Origin of the sequence: Noviherbaspirillum sp. (assembly GCF_035254685.1) — a bacterium.
Taxonomy (GTDB): domain Bacteria; phylum Pseudomonadota; class Gammaproteobacteria; order Burkholderiales; family Burkholderiaceae_D; genus Noviherbaspirillum.
Map to the genome: position 1 here is coordinate 67,939 of NZ_DATFAI010000045.1, position 15,911 is coordinate 83,849.

A 15,911-nucleotide genomic window follows, 5' to 3' on the forward strand; every position below is an offset into this window, starting at 1 on the left:
ATGCGGCTGAACAATCGCAAGCGTCTGTTCAACCTTCGCACCCCCACCCTGACCCTCCCCCTGACAGGGGGAGGGAACCAGTCACCAGAAGATTAAGGAACCCCCCATGTCCAATTTCATCGTCAAAAAAGTCGCCGTGCTCGGCGCAGGCGTGATGGGCGCGCAGATCGCCGCCCATTGCGTGAATGCCAAAGTGCCCGTCGTGCTGTTCGACCTGCCCGCCAAGGAAGGCCCGAAGAACGGCATCGTCCAGCGTGCCATCGACAACCTGAAGAAGCTCAGCCCGGCGCCGCTCGGCAACAAGGAAGATGCCGCGCTGATCCAGGTGGCCAATTACGAAGACAACCTCGACGTGCTGAAGGAGTGCGACCTGATCATCGAAGCGATCGCGGAACGCATGGACTGGAAGCATGACCTGTACAAGAAGGTCGCGCCGTTCATCGCGCCGAATGCGATCTTCGCCTCCAACACCTCCGGCCTGTCGATCACTGCGCTGTCGGAAGGCTTCGACGCCGAACTCAAGGCACGCTTCTGCGGCGTGCACTTCTTCAACCCGCCACGCTACATGCACCTGGTTGAATTGATCCCGACCGTATCGACCCGCCCCGAAATCCTCGATCAGCTCGAAGCCTTCCTGACCACCACCCTGGGCAAGGGCGTGGTGCGCGCCAAGGATACGCCAAACTTCGTCGCCAATCGCGTCGGCGTCTTCGGCATGCTGTCGACGATTTACGAAGCCGAAAAATTCGGCCTCGGTTTTGATGTGGTCGATGACCTGACCGGTTCCAAGCTGGGCCGCGCCAAGTCCGGCACCTTCCGTACTGCCGATGTGGTCGGCCTGGACACCATGGGCCATGTGATCAAGACCATGCAGGACAACCTGCCGAATGATCCGTTCGCTGCCGTCTACAAGACTCCCGCCGTGCTGGAGAAGCTGGTCGGCGCCGGCGCACTCGGTCAGAAAAGCGGTGCCGGCTTCTACAAGAAGGTCGGCAAGGAAATCATGCGCTTCGACGCTACGAAGAACGACTATGTGCCGTCCGGCGCAAAGGCCGATGAATTCGTTGCACGCATCCTGAAGGAAAAGGATCCGGCCAAGAAGATGAAGGCGCTGCGCGAGTCGACCAACCCGCAGGCACAGTTCCTGTGGGCGATCTTCCGCGACACCTTCCACTACATCGCCGTCCATCTCGAATCCATTGCCGACAATGCGCGCGACGTCGACTTCGCGATGCGCTGGGGCTTCGGCCAGAAGACCGGCCCGTTCGAAACATGGCAGGCAGCCGGCTGGCAGCAGATCGCGCAGTGGGTCAAGGAAGACATCGATAGCGGCAAGGCGCTGTGCAATGCACCGCTGCCGCAGTGGGTGTTCGATGGCCGCACCGGCGTACATACCGCGGAAGGCTCGTGGTCGCCGTCGAAGAACACCAACGTGCCGCGTTCCAGCCTGCCGGTCTACCAGCGCCAGGCATTCCGCGCATCGCTGATCGGTGACGGCGTTGCCGGCGGCGCGACCGCAGGCACGACGGTGTTCGAAGACGACGCAATTCGCCTCTGGCATCAGAACGACGACGTGCTGATCATGTCGCTCAAGACCAAGATGCACACGATCAGCCTGGGCGTGGTCGCCGGCATCAACAAGGCGATCGAAGAAGCCGAGAAAAACTTCAAGGGCCTGGTGATCTGGAATACGGATGCAGCCGAAGGTGGCGCATTCTCCGCCGGTTTCGATCTGCAATCCGTGATGCCGCTGTTCATGTCGGGTGGCGTGAAGGCGATCGAACCGGAATTCGCCAAGGGACAGCAGGCGATCCTGCGCCTGAAATATGCGAACGTCCCGGTCGTTGCGGCGGTGTCCGGCCTCGCGCTGGGCGGTGGTTGCGAACTGATGCTGCATGCAGCCAAGCGCGTGGCATCGATCGAATCCTACATCGGCCTGGTGGAAGTGGGCGTGGGCCTGGTGCCGGCCGGCGGCGGCCTGAAGGAAGCCGCGGTGCGCGCTGCCAATGACGCGAAGGGTAACGACATCTTGCAGTTCCTGAAGACCTACTTCTTGAATGCGGCGACCGCCAACGTGTCGAAGTCCGCGCTCGAAGCGCAGCAGATGGGTTACCTGAAGCCGACCGACACCATCGTGTTCAATCCGTACGAGTTGCTGCACGTGGCGAAGGTCGAAGCCCGCGCCATGTTCGACGCCGGCTATCGCGCTCCGCTGCCGAAGCTGATCCCGGTCGCCGGCCGCTACGGCATGGCCACCATCATGGCGCAGCTGGTCAACATGCGCGACGGCGGCTTCATTTCGGCGCACGACTACAAGCTCGGCTCCATGATCGCCGAGATCGTCTGCGGCGGCGACGTCGAGCAGGGCAGCCTGGTCAGCGAGCAATGGCTGCTTGACCTGGAACGCAAGGCATTCCTGGAACTGCTGATGCATCCGAAGACGCAAGAACGCATCATGGGCATGATGCAGACCGGCAAACCCGTCCGCAACTGATCGCCCATCCCCACGGACACGGAGCAAACAAATGACCAAACAACTTCAAGAAGCATACATCGTCGCCGCAACCCGCACGCCCATCGGCAAGGCGCCGCGCGGCATGTTCAAGAACGTCCGTCCGGACGACCTGCTGGTGCGTGCGATCCAGTCCGCGATGGCGCAGGTGCCGAACCTCGATCCGAAACTGATCGAAGACGCGATCGTCGGCTGCTCATTCCCGGAAGCGGAGCAAGGCCTGAACATGGCGCGCAACGCCGTGCTGCTTGCCGGCCTGCCGAACACGGTCGGTGGCGTCACGATCAACCGCTATTGTGCATCGGGCATCACCGCCGTCGCCATGGCCGCTGACCGCATCAAGGTCGGCCAGGCTGACGTGATGATCGCTGCAGGTGCCGAGTCGATGTCGATGGTGCCGATGATGGGCCACCACCCGTCCATCAACATGAATGTGTTCAAGGACGAGAACGTCGGCATGGCCTATGGCATGGGCCTGACGGCAGAGAAGGTGGCGCAGCAGTGGAAGGTCTCGCGCGAGGCGCAGGACCAGTTCTCGCTGGAATCGCATCGCAGGGCGCTGGCGGCGCAGGCAGCCGGCGAATTCAATGACGAGATGACGTCCGTCGAGATCATCGAACGCTTCCCCAACCTGGCAACGGGCCAGATCGACATCAAGACCCGCACTGTCAGCATGGACGAAGGCGCGCGCCCGGATACCAGCATGGAAGGGCTGGGCAAGCTCAAGCCGGTGTTCGCGGCCAAGGGTTCCGTCACTGCGGGCAACAGCTCGCAGACTTCTGATGGCGCAGGCGCGCTGATCCTCGTCAGCGAAAGGATCCTGAAGCAGTTCAACCTGACTCCGCTGGCCAAGTTCTCGTCGTTCGCGGTGCGCGGCGTGCCGCCGGAAATCATGGGCATCGGGCCGAAGGAAGCGATTCCGGCCGCGTGCCGTGCCGCAGGCATCACGCAGGACCAGATCGACTGGTTCGAACTGAACGAAGCCTTCGCCGCGCAATCGCTGGCCGTGATCCAGGATCTCGGCCTTGATCCGGCCAAGGTGAACCCGATGGGCGGCGCGATCGCCCTCGGCCACCCGCTCGGCGCGACCGGCGCGATCCGTTCCGCGACAGTAATTCACGCGATGCGCCGCAAGAACCTGAAGTACGGCATGGTGACCATGTGCGTCGGCACCGGCATGGGCGCCGCAGGCATCTTCGAGCGCGTATAAGGCACAGGAAGAGGCAGGCGCGAGCCCTGACGGAAAGCCGTACGGTCAAGCGCTGTACGGCTTTTTTCGTTGGAGGAAACGATGGAGCCGGCCACACGCGCTTTCCGATAATCGGGCACAATCCATTGCTTGATCTATGGCATCGATAGCCCACACCAGGACTTTACAGGAGACTTATGGATATTCTCACCAGCAAGGCGAAGGGAATTCTGACGATCGAATTCAATCGTCCTGAAAAGAAAAACGCCATTACCACCCAGATGTACCAGATGATGGCCGATGCGATCGCGGATGCGGAAAGCGACAAGGCCGTACGCGTCATCCTGATCCAGGGCAAGCCGGAGGTCTTCACGGCCGGCAATGACCTGGAAGACTTCTTGAAGAATTCGTCGGCGGAAGTCGGCGACCGTCCGGTGGCGCAATTCATGCGCAATCTGAGCAGCGCCAGCAAGCCTGTCGTCGCCGCCGTGGCGGGCAACGCGGTCGGCATCGGCACCACGCTGCTGATGCATTGCGACCTCGTCTACGCCGCCGAGAACGCGAAATTCGCGATGCCCTTTACCCAGCTCGGCCTGTGCCCGGAATTCGCCTCCAGCCTGCTCTTTCCGCAGATGGTGGGCTATCCGCGCGCGGCGGAGAAGCTGCTGCTCGGCGAAGCATTTCTGGCGCAGGAAGCGTACGAGATGGGCATGGTCAGCCAAGTCCTGCCGGTCGCTGAACTGAATGAATTCGCGCAGGCAAAAGCGGCGGCGCTGGCCGCGCTGCCTGCATCCTCGCTGCGCGTCACCAAGCGCATGATGAAGGGCGCGCAGACCGAGGCGATCAATGCGCGCATGATGGAAGAGAACAAGCACTTCGGCGCGATGCTGATGTCTGGCGAAGCGAAGGAGGCGTTTACTGCGTTCTTCGAGAAGAGAAGGCCGGATTTCACCAAGTTCGAATAAGACAGTTCGAACGGTTGCCATGCCTTCTTGAAAGCCCCGTTGCAACATGCAGCGGGGCTTTTTCTTGGTGCGTACCTGCCGGATTCCGGGCTGGCCTCATGTCATGTCACAAAGCCGCCGAAGAGAAGAAGCCTGCTACGGAGATTGCAGCGAAGGATCTTACTTCGACAGCGATGATCCATGCTTCTTGTGCAGCAGGCGCGCCCACCAGCCTTGCCTGGCTCCGGGATCGTCGTCGCCTTGCCGCTTCGCATCGTTGTCGTCTTCACGCGGCTGCGTCGAGAGCGATTCGACCTGCTTGTCGTATTCCAGGAACAGCACCTTGCTTTCCAGTACCTTGATCACGCTCTCCTTGTCTGCAAGGCGCGCCCGCAGCTCGTTGGTCACCTGGTCCTTTACCTTGCGCAACTCGGCCTCGAGCGCAAGCGCGCGTTCGAGCGAGCGGTTCCTTTCCTCCAGCAGCGCGATCTTCACCTTGTCGTGGCTTGCCGGCTCGTCTTCGTCATCCTCGCCGCTATGCAGGCGGCCATAGGTGCGCAGCAGTTCCGACGTGTCGATCTGCGTCTCTCCCTCGTGGGAAACGGTCTTGCTCAGACGGCCCTTTTCGATGTCACGATAGATCGTCGAACGGTTCCGGCGAACGAGTTTTGCGGCCTCGGTAATGGAGACAAGTGCCATATGACAAAAAATCCGGATGACAGGAATTCAATGTGCGTGTCCAGCGCAACGGTCTTGCTGTGTACTACTTGACATGATTCAGGCGAAAAAATTCTCTGCATGCTGAACAAAGTCCCAAAGGGAAGGACGGCAGGGAAGCGGTGTGCAAGGCCAGTTGCTTCGGCATCCCGAATGGCAAGTCGGGGCATTTGCTTGTATGCAGCAGGCCGGCCTTGCTTGGCCAGGCTGAAATGCGCGTGCGCAGCGTCTGCAAGGCAGCGGACGGATCGCCGCTGGAGAGATGCTTGAGCAGCATTCTCATTCTGCGTTTGGCACGGCAACCGTCGCTGGCCTCCTGCTGGCGAAAGTACTCCGTCAGGCCTGGGTCAGCGCCCGGCCTCCTGCGCTGCCTTGCGGATCGATGCAAGCGTTGCGTTCGGCGAGATCAGGTCGACGTCGTAGCGCAATTCGACCAGTGCAGGCAGGCCGGTCGACGCGATGTGCGACAGTGCGCGCTGCAGCGCCGGCGCGAACGCCGCCGTGGTGTCAACGGTTTCGCCGCTCGCACCATAAGCGCGGGCCAGCGCGGCGAAATCGGGATTCTGCAGGGTTGTTCCCGATATGCGGCCCGGATGTTCGCGCTCCTGGTGCATGCGGATCGTACCGTAGGCGCTGTTGTTGAAGAGGATGAAGAGAACACCGGCGCGATATTGCACCGCCGTCGCCAGTTCCTGCCCGTTCATCATGAAGTCGCCGTCGCCGGCGAAATTAAGGACCATGCGCTGCTTGCCCTGCTGCTGTTCGATGATTTTTGCAGCGATGGCGGCAGGCACGCCATAGCCCATGGCGCCGGAGGTGGGCGCGAGTTGCGTGCGGAATCCGGCATACGTCCAGAAGCGGTGCGCCCAGGTGGCAAAGTTGCCTGCTCCGTTGGCGAGGAGCGTGTCGGCGGGCAGTTGCGCTTTCAGTGCCTGCATGACCTGCCACAGGTTGAGTTTCGCCGTGGTGGTGTTGAACACCGGCGGTTCTGCCTGCCATGCATCCAGTTCCGCGCGCGCCTCCGCCACTGTGTGGCGCCAGGCAGTCGCATCGACCGGCGCCATGTCCGCCAGCGCGGCGGCGATCTGCGGCATGCCGCTATTGATCATCAGGTCCGCCTGGTAGACGCGGCCGAGTTCCTCTGTCGAGGCATGAACATGGATCAGCTTCTGCCGCGGCAACGGCGCCTGCAGCAAGGTGTAGCCACCCGTCGTCATTTCGCCGAGGCGCGGGCCGATGGCAAGGATCAGGTCGGACGATTGGATGCGCGCGGCAAGCTTCGGATTGATGCCGATGCCGACGTCGCCGATATAGTGCGGGTGGCGATTGTCGAGCAGGTCCTGAAAGCGGAATGCGCAGGCGGCGGGCAGCGCGTTGGCCTCGATGAAGCGTCGCATCTCATCGCAGGCTGCTTCGTTCCAGCCCGCGCCGCCGAGTACCACCAGCGGGCGTTGCGCTGCGCTGAGCAGGGCGCGCAACTGCGCCATCTGCTGCGCAGACGGCGCGGCCTGCACCGGCTGGTACGGACGCGCATCCGCCACGGCGGCGCGCTCGCCCAGCATGTCTTCCGGCAGCGCCAGGACAACCGGGCCCGGTCGGCCGCTGGTGGCGACCTGGAAGGCGCGCGCGACATATTCGGGAATGCGTTCGGCCCGATCGATCTGAGCGACCCACTTCGCGATGGTGCCGAACATGCGGCGGTAATCGATTTCCTGGAAGGCTTCGCGCTCGACAAAGTCGTTGCCGACCTGGCCGATGAACAGGATCATCGGTGTCGAATCCTGCTGCGCCGTGTGCACGCCGATGGCCGCGTTGCTCGCGCCCGGGCCGCGCGTGACGAAGCAGATGCCGGGGCGGCCGGTCAGCTTGCCGTAGGCTTCTGCCATGAATGCTGCGCCGCCTTCCTGTCGGTTGACGATGAAGCGGATCGGCGCATCGTGCAAGGCATCGAGTACCGCGAGATAACTTTCGCCCGGCACACCGAAGGCGATGTCGGCGCCGTGCGTCTTGAGTGCATCGACCAGGATCTGGCCGCCGGTACGTGTGGTCGGCATGGCTTTTCAAGAGGGAAAAACACTACCGTATCAGAAAACGCGGGGGCGGGTGATGAGGTAGAATTGCGGCGTGAAGCAAGCCAGACAGTCGCTGGCCATCGCAAGGTGGCGGGAGGAAGGTCCGGACTCCACAGAGCAGGGTGACGGCTAACGACCGTCCGCCGTGAGGCGCGGAACAGGGCCACAGAGACGAGTCTTTGGGACTGCAGGAGGCGCAAGCCTTCCTGCGTCACAAAGGGTGAAACGCGGTAACCTCCACCTGGAGCAATTCCAAATAGGCACGCGATGATGTTGCTCGCGGAGCGTGCGGGTAGGAAGCTTGAGCCGTGGAGTAATTCACGGCCTAGAGGAATGACTGTCATAACGAGCGGGGGCAACCTCGATCGTCGTAACAGAATCCGGCCTATCGGCTTGCTTCACATTGATGTTCTTCCTCCGGCTTGCGCCAGATCCAACTTCCGCTTGTACGCAATTCGCTGCTGCGCACCATGGTGTGCAACTTGAGCAAGCTCAACGCAGGCAGGGGTGTTTCCGGTAAAGTTCGAAGCCTCGGTTCACGGCATGGAGAGTCCGCTGGCCGTGGGACGGAAACAGCGATAGTGCGGGAAAGTGGATCCGGATGCCCCTTACATAGCGGCCGCGAAGCAGTACTTCCAGGCGCATCCGGAAGCGCCTCCCTGCCTTCGGAACTTCCTCCCACGACCAGCGGGCTTTTCACATGCATATCCGCTGCGCTACCGCTAGCGACGCTCACTGATGGCGCGCATAAAAAACGCCACTGCAGGAGTGGCGTTCTTCATCGTGGCTCAAACCTTCACTCGGCATAATTACCTCGATCAGATCGATCAGTTCAAGCAGCTTGATCAGCTGCCGAAATAGGTGCGGTCCTAAGTATTGCGCGCGGCCTGCAGCGCTTCCGTGCGCACATCGTCGCGCGAGCGGCTGGATGCGACGCGGTCGAACTGCACATATTCGGATTGCGACAGCGCGCCCTGGCGATAGGCTTGCTCAAGTTCGGCACGGACTTCTGCGCGGGTCTTCACCGACTGTACATTGCTGAAGTCGACATACTCGGTATTGCCGGCGGCAAGAGCAGAACCGGCGAGGGCAAAGGCTGCAACGGCGGTCATCAGGTGTTTCGCATTCATTTTCATTCTCCAGTTTCAATGTTGGTTCGGGTTGCGCCTGCCCGGTTGAGCCACCGGCCATTGACGCCTGCCTCGGTGAATCGCACACTGGCTTGCGTGTGTGCTCATCGATGAAGCACAGTTTAAGCATTGCGCTGCGAGAGAAAAACAGCGTAAATATCAATGCATCATTCCTGGTTTGGAAATAATGATGCGAAAGTTGCCCAAAATTATGGGAACATCGTCGATTTCCCGACTGATTTGCTCAGGGTTTTCAAACTTTGACCTGAGTCATTGGAGATAAATAGTCGCCCTCCTATATTGGAGACAACCGTTGCAAGACGGAAATCTCGCCACGATAAGGAAGGGGCTACTGTGGAAATTTTTGAAGCCGATGTTGCTATCGTTGGTGCGGGCGGTGCGGGTTTGCGCGCTGCCATTGCAGCCGCCGAGAAGGATCCGGGACTGAAAGTCGCACTGATCGCCAAGGTCTACCCGATGCGCAGCCATACTGTGGCTGCGGAAGGCGGATCGGCCGCCGTGACACAGTCGCACGACAGCCTGGACCACCATTTCAACGACACCGTGCATGGCGGCGACTGGTTATGCGAACAGGACGTCGTTGAATACTTCGTCGCGAACTGTCCGCGCGAAATGATCCAGATGGAACACTGGGGATGCCCGTGGAGCCGCAAGGAAGACGGTCACGTCAACGTGCGCGCGTTCGGCGGCATGAAGATCGAACGCACGTGGTTCGCGGCCGACAAGACCGGCTTCCACATGCTGCACACGCTGTTCCAGACCTCGATCAAATACCCGTCGATCAAGCGCTTCGATGAATACTTCGTCAGCGACCTGATTGTCGAGGATGGACGCTGCCAGGGCGTGCTCGCCATCCAGATCAGCACCGGCAAGTTCGTGCTCATCAAGGCCAAGTCGGTCGTGATCGCCACCGGCGGCGCAGGGCGCGTTTTCCGCCAGAGCACCAACGGCGGCATCGTGACCGGCGACGGCATGGCGCTCGCGTATCGCCACGGCGTGCCGCTGCGCGACATGGAATTCGTGCAGTACCACCCGACATGCATGCCGGGCACGGGCCTGCTGTTCACCGAGGCATGCCGCGGTGAAGGCGGCATCCTGGTCAACAAGGACAACTATCGATACCTGCAGGACTACGGTCTCGGCCCGCCGGATCCGTGGCCGCGCAAGAAGGCGATGGAGCTTGGTCCCCGCGATCGCCTTTCGCAAGCCTTCTGGCATGAGGACCGCAAGGGCCGCACCATTGAAACGCCGCAAGGCACGGCAGTGCTGCTCGACCTGCGCCATCTTGGCGAGAAACACATTCTGGAACGCCTCCCGCTGATTTGCGAGATGGCCGAACGTTTCATGAACATCAACCCGGTCAACCAGCCGATCCCGGTGCGCCCTGCGGTGCACTACACCATGGGTGGCATCACGGTGAACGGCAGGACGGCATCGCCGCTGCCCGGGCTGTACGCCGCCGGCGAATGCTCGAGCGTCGGCATCCACGGCGCGAACCGCCTTGGTTCCAATTCGCTGGCCGAGCTCTGCGTGTTCGGCAAGGTGGCGGGCGACGAGGCGGCAGAATTCGCGCGCTCGGTGTCGTACAGCGCCGGTTCGAGCATCGTGAAGCAGGCAGGCGATGCGAAGCAGCGCGCGCTGTCGCTGGTCAAGCGCGAAGGTGGCAAGGAACGCATCTCCGTCGTGCGCAAGGAAATGGCGCTGGCCATGGAACGCGGCTGCGGCATTTATCGCATCGGTAAGGAAATGCAGGAAACCTGCGACAAGATCGATGAGCTCAAGCTGCGCTACCGCGACATCGGCGTGGACGACAAGTCCAGCGTCTGGAACACGGACTGGCTGCAGGCCATCGAACTCGGCTTCCAGCTCGACGTCGCGCAGGCCATGGCCTACTCCGCGTTCAACCGCAAGGAATCGCGCGGCGCGCACCAACGCATTGACGGCTACGAGGAACGCGACGACGTCAACTTCCTCAAGCATACGCTCGCCACGTACAACGGCGTCGACGCACCGGGCATCAGCTGGGGTGATGTGAAGATCACCAAGTCGCAACCTGCGGTGCGCGCGTATGGCGCCGCGGGCGAGGCGGCAGAGCAGAAGGAGAAGGCCCATGGCTGATACGCAAAAGACGATCGAGGTCGAAGTACTGCGCTATCGCCCCGAGCAGGACAACGAGCCGTTCTTCCAGACGTACTCGGTGCCTTTCACCGATGACATGTCGGTGCTGCAGGGACTGCAGTACATCAAGGAAGAGCTCGACAGCACGCTGTCCTACCGCTGGTCCTGCCGTATGGCGATCTGCGGAAGCTGCGGCATGATGATCAACGGGAAGCCCGAGTTGTCCTGCCACACCTTCCTGCGCACCTTCTATCCGGGCAAGATCCGCGTCGAGCCGCTCAACCACTTCCCGATCGAACGGGACCTGGTGGTGCGTCCGGACAGCTTCATCAACAAGCTGGAGAGCATCAAGCCCTACATTGTCGCGAAGGAAGTGCGCCGGCTCGACCAGGGCGAGTACCTGCAGACGCCGGAACAGCGGGATCGCTACGAGCAGTACAGCTCCTGCATCAACTGCATGCTGTGCTACGCGGCCTGCCCGCAGTACGGACTGAACAGCGACTTCATGGGACCGGGCGTACTGGCGCTGCTGCACCGTTACAACGAAGACAACCGTGACGGCGGGAAGGCAGAACGCATGGAGCTGGTGAATGCGGAAGAGGGCGTGTGGAACTGCACGGCGGTCGGCTACTGCTCCGAGGTCTGCCCGAAAGGCGTGGACCCGGCCAGCGCGGTCAATCTCAACAAAATCAACAGCGCCAAGGATTTCTTCGCGAATCTGTTCCGTCCGAAAGGAGGCGTGAGATGAGCAATCCGCAAGGTGACGCACGCCGGCCGTACATGCGATCCATGGATGGCTGGTGGCGCAAGAACCCGTTCTTCGTCAAATACATGATGCGCGAAGTGACTGCCTTCGTGGTTGCCGCCTACGCCATCATGCTGCTGGTCGGGCTGCTCAGCCTCGCCAGGGGCGAAGCCGCCTACAACAGCTGGCTCGCGGTGCTGACGCATCCGATCTCGCTCGTGCTGCACCTGCTCGGGCTGGTCGGGCTGGTGTATCACACCTGGACGTGGTTCGAAATCATGCCCAAGACCATGCCGCCGATGTATTCCAACGGCAAGCGTGTCGAGGGCAGCGTGATCACCACGGTCGGCGTCGTGGCTGCGATCATCGTTACAGTGGCGATTCTTCTGCTGGTCTGGAGTGTGAAGCCATGAAAAAGAGATCCAACGCACCGATTTTCTGGGCACTCTTCGGCGGTGGCGGCATGCTGTCCGCGCTGACCGGGCCGGCACTGATCTTCATCACCGGTCTTGCGATCCCGCTCGGCCTTCTGCCGCACGACATGATGAGCTATCCGCGCATGCTGGCGTTCGCGCAGAACATCTTCGGCAAGCTCTGCATCCTGGCGGTGATCATCCTGTTCCTGTGGCATGCGGCGCATCGCATCTTCAAGAGCCTGCATGACGTCGGCATCCATCCGAGCCCGGCCTCGAAGATGGCCTGCTACGGCACGGCATTCATCTGCAGCGTGCTGGCCATCTATGCCGTATTGGTGGTCGGTTTCTGAAGGCGAAGCATTGATGTTTGCCAGCGGTCGGACGGCGCCGGGGACTGCATGACCGGCCCGTTCGACGATTCCGCCGGCGCGGCGCCGGCCCGCCGCCAGTTGCCGGTGCCGAAATACCTGCAGGCCCATTACTGGTGGGCCTACGTCCATCCGGACGCGCTCAAGGTGTTCGAGCGTCAATGGCTCGTCAACCTCATCCTCTGGGGCAATTACAACCGTCTGTGCGATGCCGTGCTGCAGGCGCATGGGCATCACCTGCCGGGGCGAACGCTTCAGGTCGCCTGCGTCTACGGCCACTTCACGCAACGCCTCGCGCAATGCATTCCTGAAGGAGGAATGCTGGACGTGGTGGACGTCCTCCCGCAGCAGCTGGACAATCTCGCGAAAAAACTGCCGGCAGGCTCGCCCGTTCGCCTGCATTGCATGAATTCGGAGGCGCTTGACTTCGAGTGCGACAGTTTCGACCGTGCGCTGTTGTTCTTCCTGCTGCATGAGCAGCCGCCGCAGGTGCGCGAGAAAACCTTGTCTGAAATCCTGCGCGTGCTGCGTCCCGGCGCAACGCTGACGATCGTCGACTACGCACGCCCCGTTGCGCTCAATCCGCTGCGTTACTTGTGGCGGCCGGTGCTGGACCGGCTGGAGCCGTTTGCCTGTGATCTGTGGTGCGAGGAAGTGACGGCCTGGTTGCCGAAGGACATCACGGTCACCAGCGTGCGCAGGCAGGCTTTTTTCGGCGGCCTGTACCAGATGCTCACGCTGACAGTGGGCAGAAGCAGCCAGGGCTGACTGAAGGGCTTGCCCTCAATGCGCATTGCCGGTCAGTTGCACGTACAGCTTCGGCAATACCTGGGGCAGCATTGCTGCGTCGCGCACCACGACGTAACCGCCCGCGCCGAAGAGGTGCGACAGATAATCGCCCGCCTTTTCATCGATGGTCACGCAGAACGGCATCAGGCCGAGTCGCCGCGCCTCCTGGATCGCCATGCGGGTATCTTCGATGCCATAACGCCCTTCATACTTGTCGAGGTCGTTCGGTTTGCCGTCGGTCAGGATAAGCAACAGGCGCCGCGCCGACTTCTGCTTTGACAGGATCGCGGCCGAGTGACGGATCGCCGCACCCATGCGCGTGTAGAAGCCTGGCTTGAGTGCCGCGAGCCGGCCGCGGATTGTGCTGCCATAGCGTTCGTCGAAACCCTTCAGCAGGTGATAGCGCACGTTCTCGCGGCGCACCGAGGAAAAACCATACAGCGCAAACCGGTCGCCGGTCGAAGACAAGGCTTCACCGAAGAGCATCAGGCTGTCGCGGATCACGTCGATCACGCGGGCGGAATTGTTCACCCACGCATCGGTCGACAAGGAAAGGTCGGCCAGCAGCAGGCAGGACAAATCGCGCAACTGGTTGCGGCTGTCGATATACAGCCCCGGTTCGGACAAGGGCACGCCGCTCGCTTTCTCCGCTTCATAACGCACGCAGGCGTCGAGGTCGAGATCGCTTCCCGAGGTCTGCGCGCGCAGGCGGGCGCGTTGCGGCGCGAGCGCCTGGAACTGGTTGCGCAAGCGTTTGGCATTCGCGCGCAAGGCCACCGGCAATTCGCAAGGTTCGGCATCGCGCGCCAGCAGCATCTGCAGGCGACAGTGCTTGTCTTGCATCTGCTGCTTGCGATAGTGCCATTCTGGTAGCAGGATGCCATCGGCGAGCACAAGGTCGTCGTCCGCCTCGGCCGGCAGGTCGAGGTCGAAGCGCACCCGGCTGGCGGTGGTCGTTCCATCCTGCGCGACACTCATCACTTCGAGATCATTCGCTGCCTTGGCTGCGTCGTCGTTGTCGTCTTCATCAAGATCGCGATTGACCTTCACATATTCCGCCCAGGAGAACAGGCTCTCGGCGCGGAACAGCAGCATGAAGGGGCTGTCCGGCTTGGGCATGTCCACGTTCTCGGCCCGGCGCTTGCGTGTTTCGGCATCGCGCTCGACCTTGCCACCCTCGGGCTGTTGCGGTTCGGCGCTGCCGGCCTTGCGCTGTTCTCCCATCGTGGCCGGCGGATCGGGGTGCAGCCAGAGTGGCACGGGTGCCGGCATGCGACGTCCCGGAATGAAGTCGCTGACCGAACCCGGTTCGCGCAGGGCAGCCTGAATAGTCGCTTCCGCTGCTGCTTCGTCCTGCGGCAGGGTGCCCGGTGCCGGGCGTCTCGCAATTTCGGCGGCCGCCAGTTTTATGTAACGAGGGAGCAGGCCAGGCAGCGCGCGCAAGGTTGCCTGCGTTGCTTCCTGGCTGCGCACGATCCAGCTTTCGTCAGGCGCCACGTCATGCGCGGCGAGTGCGATCAGCCAGAGATAAAGTTCGCGATTCTGCTCGCGCTCCGGATAGATATCGATGGATAAAGGCAGGTGCAATGTGACGTCATCGCACCAGGCCAGTTCGATCTTTTCGCCGATGCCCGCCACGCGCTCCAGCCAGCTGCGCCGTGCACCGTGCTCAGTGGCATTGCCGGCGCGGATGCTCAAGCCTGCATCACCGCCCAGCGCGCGAAAGAAGATCGGCGCGATCTTTTCCATTTCCTTCAATTCGACGCGCGCCTTCGGAAAGCCGCGATAGGCAGTGCGCGTGATCAGCTTGTCCCACAAGCCGCCGACGAATTCTTCCATGTCACGCTTCCTTGGTTTCAGACGGTGCGCGCTTGATCATTATGGTGCGCGCGGCACTGACGTTGAATGCCGCTTCCGACTCGGCACGGAGCTCGTGCACCCAGTCGAGCAGTTGTCCGTTCGGATTGTTCGCCTGCGTCTGGTCGCAGGCGTCGACGCACTGTCCGCACTGTACGCAGGCGAACATCATGCGTTTCACGTTGCGCGGGTTCAGGCGCATCGGACAGACGTGATCGCAGGCGGAAAAGCAGGTCGAGCAATCCTTGGCACGCTCGCGCTTGAAACCGACCACCATGGCCTTGTCGTTGGCCATCCAGGCGAGGCTCTGGAAGAAACCGACCGCACATGCATAGCGGCAGAACAGATGGCGCGCGAACATGAACTCGACGAAAAAGGCAATGCTGGCAGCGCTAAGGAATACCGTTTGGTTGCGCGTGAGCGTCCAGTGCCAGATGTTGCCGTAGATTTCCGCCGGCGGCAGCAGATAGGTCAGCAGCACGACCGCCCACAGCATCGCGCAGCAGATCACCAGCGGAATGACTGCGAACCACCAGATCGCATCATGCTGCGTCTGGCTGCCGTCGGGATTGCGCGCCGGGATGCGCTTCTTGTCCCACAGGCTTTGCTTGCCGATGGCGCGGCGCAGGGTCCGGTTGATGGTCTCAACGACCGAGAAATGCGGGCAGAGCCAGCCGCAATACAGGCGTCCCCATTTCCAGCTTACATAGATGAGCGTTCCGCCGATGCCCAGCAGCGGCAGGAAGCCGCGCAAGACGATGTTGAGCGAGGCCTGTGCTGCCGTTGCGCGACCCGCGAGAAAATCATCCAGCCCAAGTGTCCAGTCAAGGCCGAAGAAGATGAAATGCTTGACGTTCAGGTCGAGACGGAAGATGTCGAATACCGGAGAGAGGATGAACAGCAGGAAGAATCCGGTTTGCGTGATTTGCCGCCAGCGTTGCACCCGTATGCCGAGCAAGCCAGTCGTGTTTTTCCCGGTCGCGGGCGCGACGCGCGGCCCCGTCAGCGCCTGGGTTTGCGGTGCAGCCATGTG

Annotated in this window: 14 protein-coding genes and 1 other RNA gene; 9 read left to right on the plus strand and 6 right to left on the minus strand. The window is 61.7% G+C overall.

Annotated elements, in window-relative coordinates; all coding sequences use genetic code 11:
• The first annotated feature begins 106 nt into the window (after positions 1 to 106).
• The 3 genes from VJ698_RS21265 (at position 107) to VJ698_RS21275 (ending at position 4,666) form a co-directional block, all read left to right on the plus strand.
• Positions 107 to 2,494 carry a 3-hydroxyacyl-CoA dehydrogenase/enoyl-CoA hydratase family protein gene (locus VJ698_RS21265; protein WP_324104813.1) on the plus strand — a complete coding sequence of 796 codons (2,388 nt, stop codon included), beginning with the start codon at positions 107 to 109 and terminating at the stop codon, positions 2,492 to 2,494.
• A gap of 31 nt (positions 2,495 to 2,525) precedes the next feature.
• Positions 2,526 to 3,722, plus strand: a complete 1,197-nt coding sequence (locus tag VJ698_RS21270; RefSeq protein WP_324104814.1) for an acetyl-CoA C-acyltransferase — start codon at positions 2,526 to 2,528, stop codon at positions 3,720 to 3,722.
• Between the two features lie 176 nt (positions 3,723 to 3,898).
• Complete coding sequence (locus tag VJ698_RS21275; protein ID WP_324104815.1) at positions 3,899 to 4,666, plus strand: enoyl-CoA hydratase; 768 nt, start codon at positions 3,899 to 3,901, stop codon at positions 4,664 to 4,666.
• Between the two features lie 159 nt (positions 4,667 to 4,825).
• On the opposite strand, the gene VJ698_RS21280 is transcribed toward VJ698_RS21275, so the two are convergent.
• The 3 genes from VJ698_RS21280 to VJ698_RS21290 form a co-directional block, all read right to left on the minus strand.
• Positions 4,826 to 5,344, minus strand: a complete 519-nt coding sequence (locus tag VJ698_RS21280; RefSeq protein WP_324104816.1) for a hypothetical protein — start codon at positions 5,342 to 5,344, stop codon at positions 4,826 to 4,828.
• Between the two features lie 64 nt (positions 5,345 to 5,408).
• A complete protein-coding gene (locus VJ698_RS21285) occupies positions 5,409 to 5,639 on the minus strand; it encodes a hypothetical protein (protein WP_324104817.1) in 231 nt (76 codons plus the stop codon).
• A gap of 70 nt (positions 5,640 to 5,709) precedes the next feature.
• The gene (locus VJ698_RS21290; RefSeq protein WP_324104818.1) at positions 5,710 to 7,416 is read right to left on the minus strand and encodes a thiamine pyrophosphate-binding protein; all 1,707 of its coding nucleotides are present in this window, start codon (positions 7,414 to 7,416) and stop codon (positions 5,710 to 5,712) included.
• Between the two features lie 72 nt (positions 7,417 to 7,488).
• Between VJ698_RS21290 and rnpB the strand changes: the two genes are divergently transcribed.
• Positions 7,489 to 7,838: RNase P RNA component class A (rnpB, locus tag VJ698_RS21295), an RNA gene on the plus strand.
• Positions 7,839 to 8,303: 465 nt separating this feature from the next.
• Here the strand turns inward: rnpB and VJ698_RS21300 are convergent.
• The gene (locus VJ698_RS21300; RefSeq protein ID WP_324104819.1) at positions 8,304 to 8,564 is read right to left on the minus strand and encodes a DUF4148 domain-containing protein; all 261 of its coding nucleotides are present in this window, start codon (positions 8,562 to 8,564) and stop codon (positions 8,304 to 8,306) included.
• Between the two features lie 354 nt (positions 8,565 to 8,918).
• Between VJ698_RS21300 and frdA the strand changes: the two genes are divergently transcribed.
• Genes frdA through rquA form a run of 5 tightly spaced genes read left to right on the plus strand, consistent with a single transcriptional unit; the run spans position 8,919 to position 13,000 of the window.
• Complete coding sequence (frdA, locus tag VJ698_RS21305; RefSeq protein WP_324104820.1) at positions 8,919 to 10,703, plus strand: fumarate reductase (quinol) flavoprotein subunit; 1,785 nt, start codon at positions 8,919 to 8,921, stop codon at positions 10,701 to 10,703.
• Positions 10,696 to 11,451, plus strand: a complete 756-nt coding sequence (locus VJ698_RS21310; RefSeq protein ID WP_324104821.1) for a succinate dehydrogenase/fumarate reductase iron-sulfur subunit — start codon at positions 10,696 to 10,698, stop codon at positions 11,449 to 11,451. Before frdA ends, VJ698_RS21310 begins: the two co-directional genes overlap by 8 nt.
• Positions 11,448 to 11,861, plus strand: a complete 414-nt coding sequence (locus VJ698_RS21315) for a fumarate reductase subunit C (protein WP_324104822.1) — start codon at positions 11,448 to 11,450, stop codon at positions 11,859 to 11,861. Before VJ698_RS21310 ends, VJ698_RS21315 begins: the two co-directional genes overlap by 4 nt.
• A complete protein-coding gene (frdD, locus tag VJ698_RS21320) occupies positions 11,858 to 12,214 on the plus strand; it encodes a fumarate reductase subunit FrdD (protein WP_324104823.1) in 357 nt (118 codons plus the stop codon). The genes VJ698_RS21315 and frdD overlap by 4 nt, the downstream gene beginning before the upstream one ends.
• A 48-nt stretch (positions 12,215 to 12,262) precedes the next feature.
• A complete protein-coding gene (gene rquA, locus VJ698_RS21325; RefSeq protein ID WP_324104824.1) occupies positions 12,263 to 13,000 on the plus strand; it encodes a rhodoquinone biosynthesis methyltransferase RquA in 738 nt (245 codons plus the stop codon).
• A 15-nt stretch (positions 13,001 to 13,015) separates the two neighbouring features.
• Here rquA and VJ698_RS21330 read toward each other — a convergent pair whose 3' ends face one another.
• Positions 13,016 to 14,860 (minus strand): nitric oxide reductase activation protein NorD, encoded by a 1,845-nt coding sequence (locus VJ698_RS21330; protein ID WP_324104825.1) that lies wholly within the window; start codon positions 14,858 to 14,860, stop codon positions 13,016 to 13,018.
• Position 14,861: 1 nt separating this feature from the next.
• Positions 14,862 to 15,908: a 4Fe-4S binding protein gene (locus VJ698_RS21335; protein WP_324104826.1), complete on the minus strand. Its 1,047-nt coding sequence runs from the start codon at positions 15,906 to 15,908 to the stop codon at positions 14,862 to 14,864.
• Positions 15,909 to 15,911: the final 3 nt, after the last annotated feature.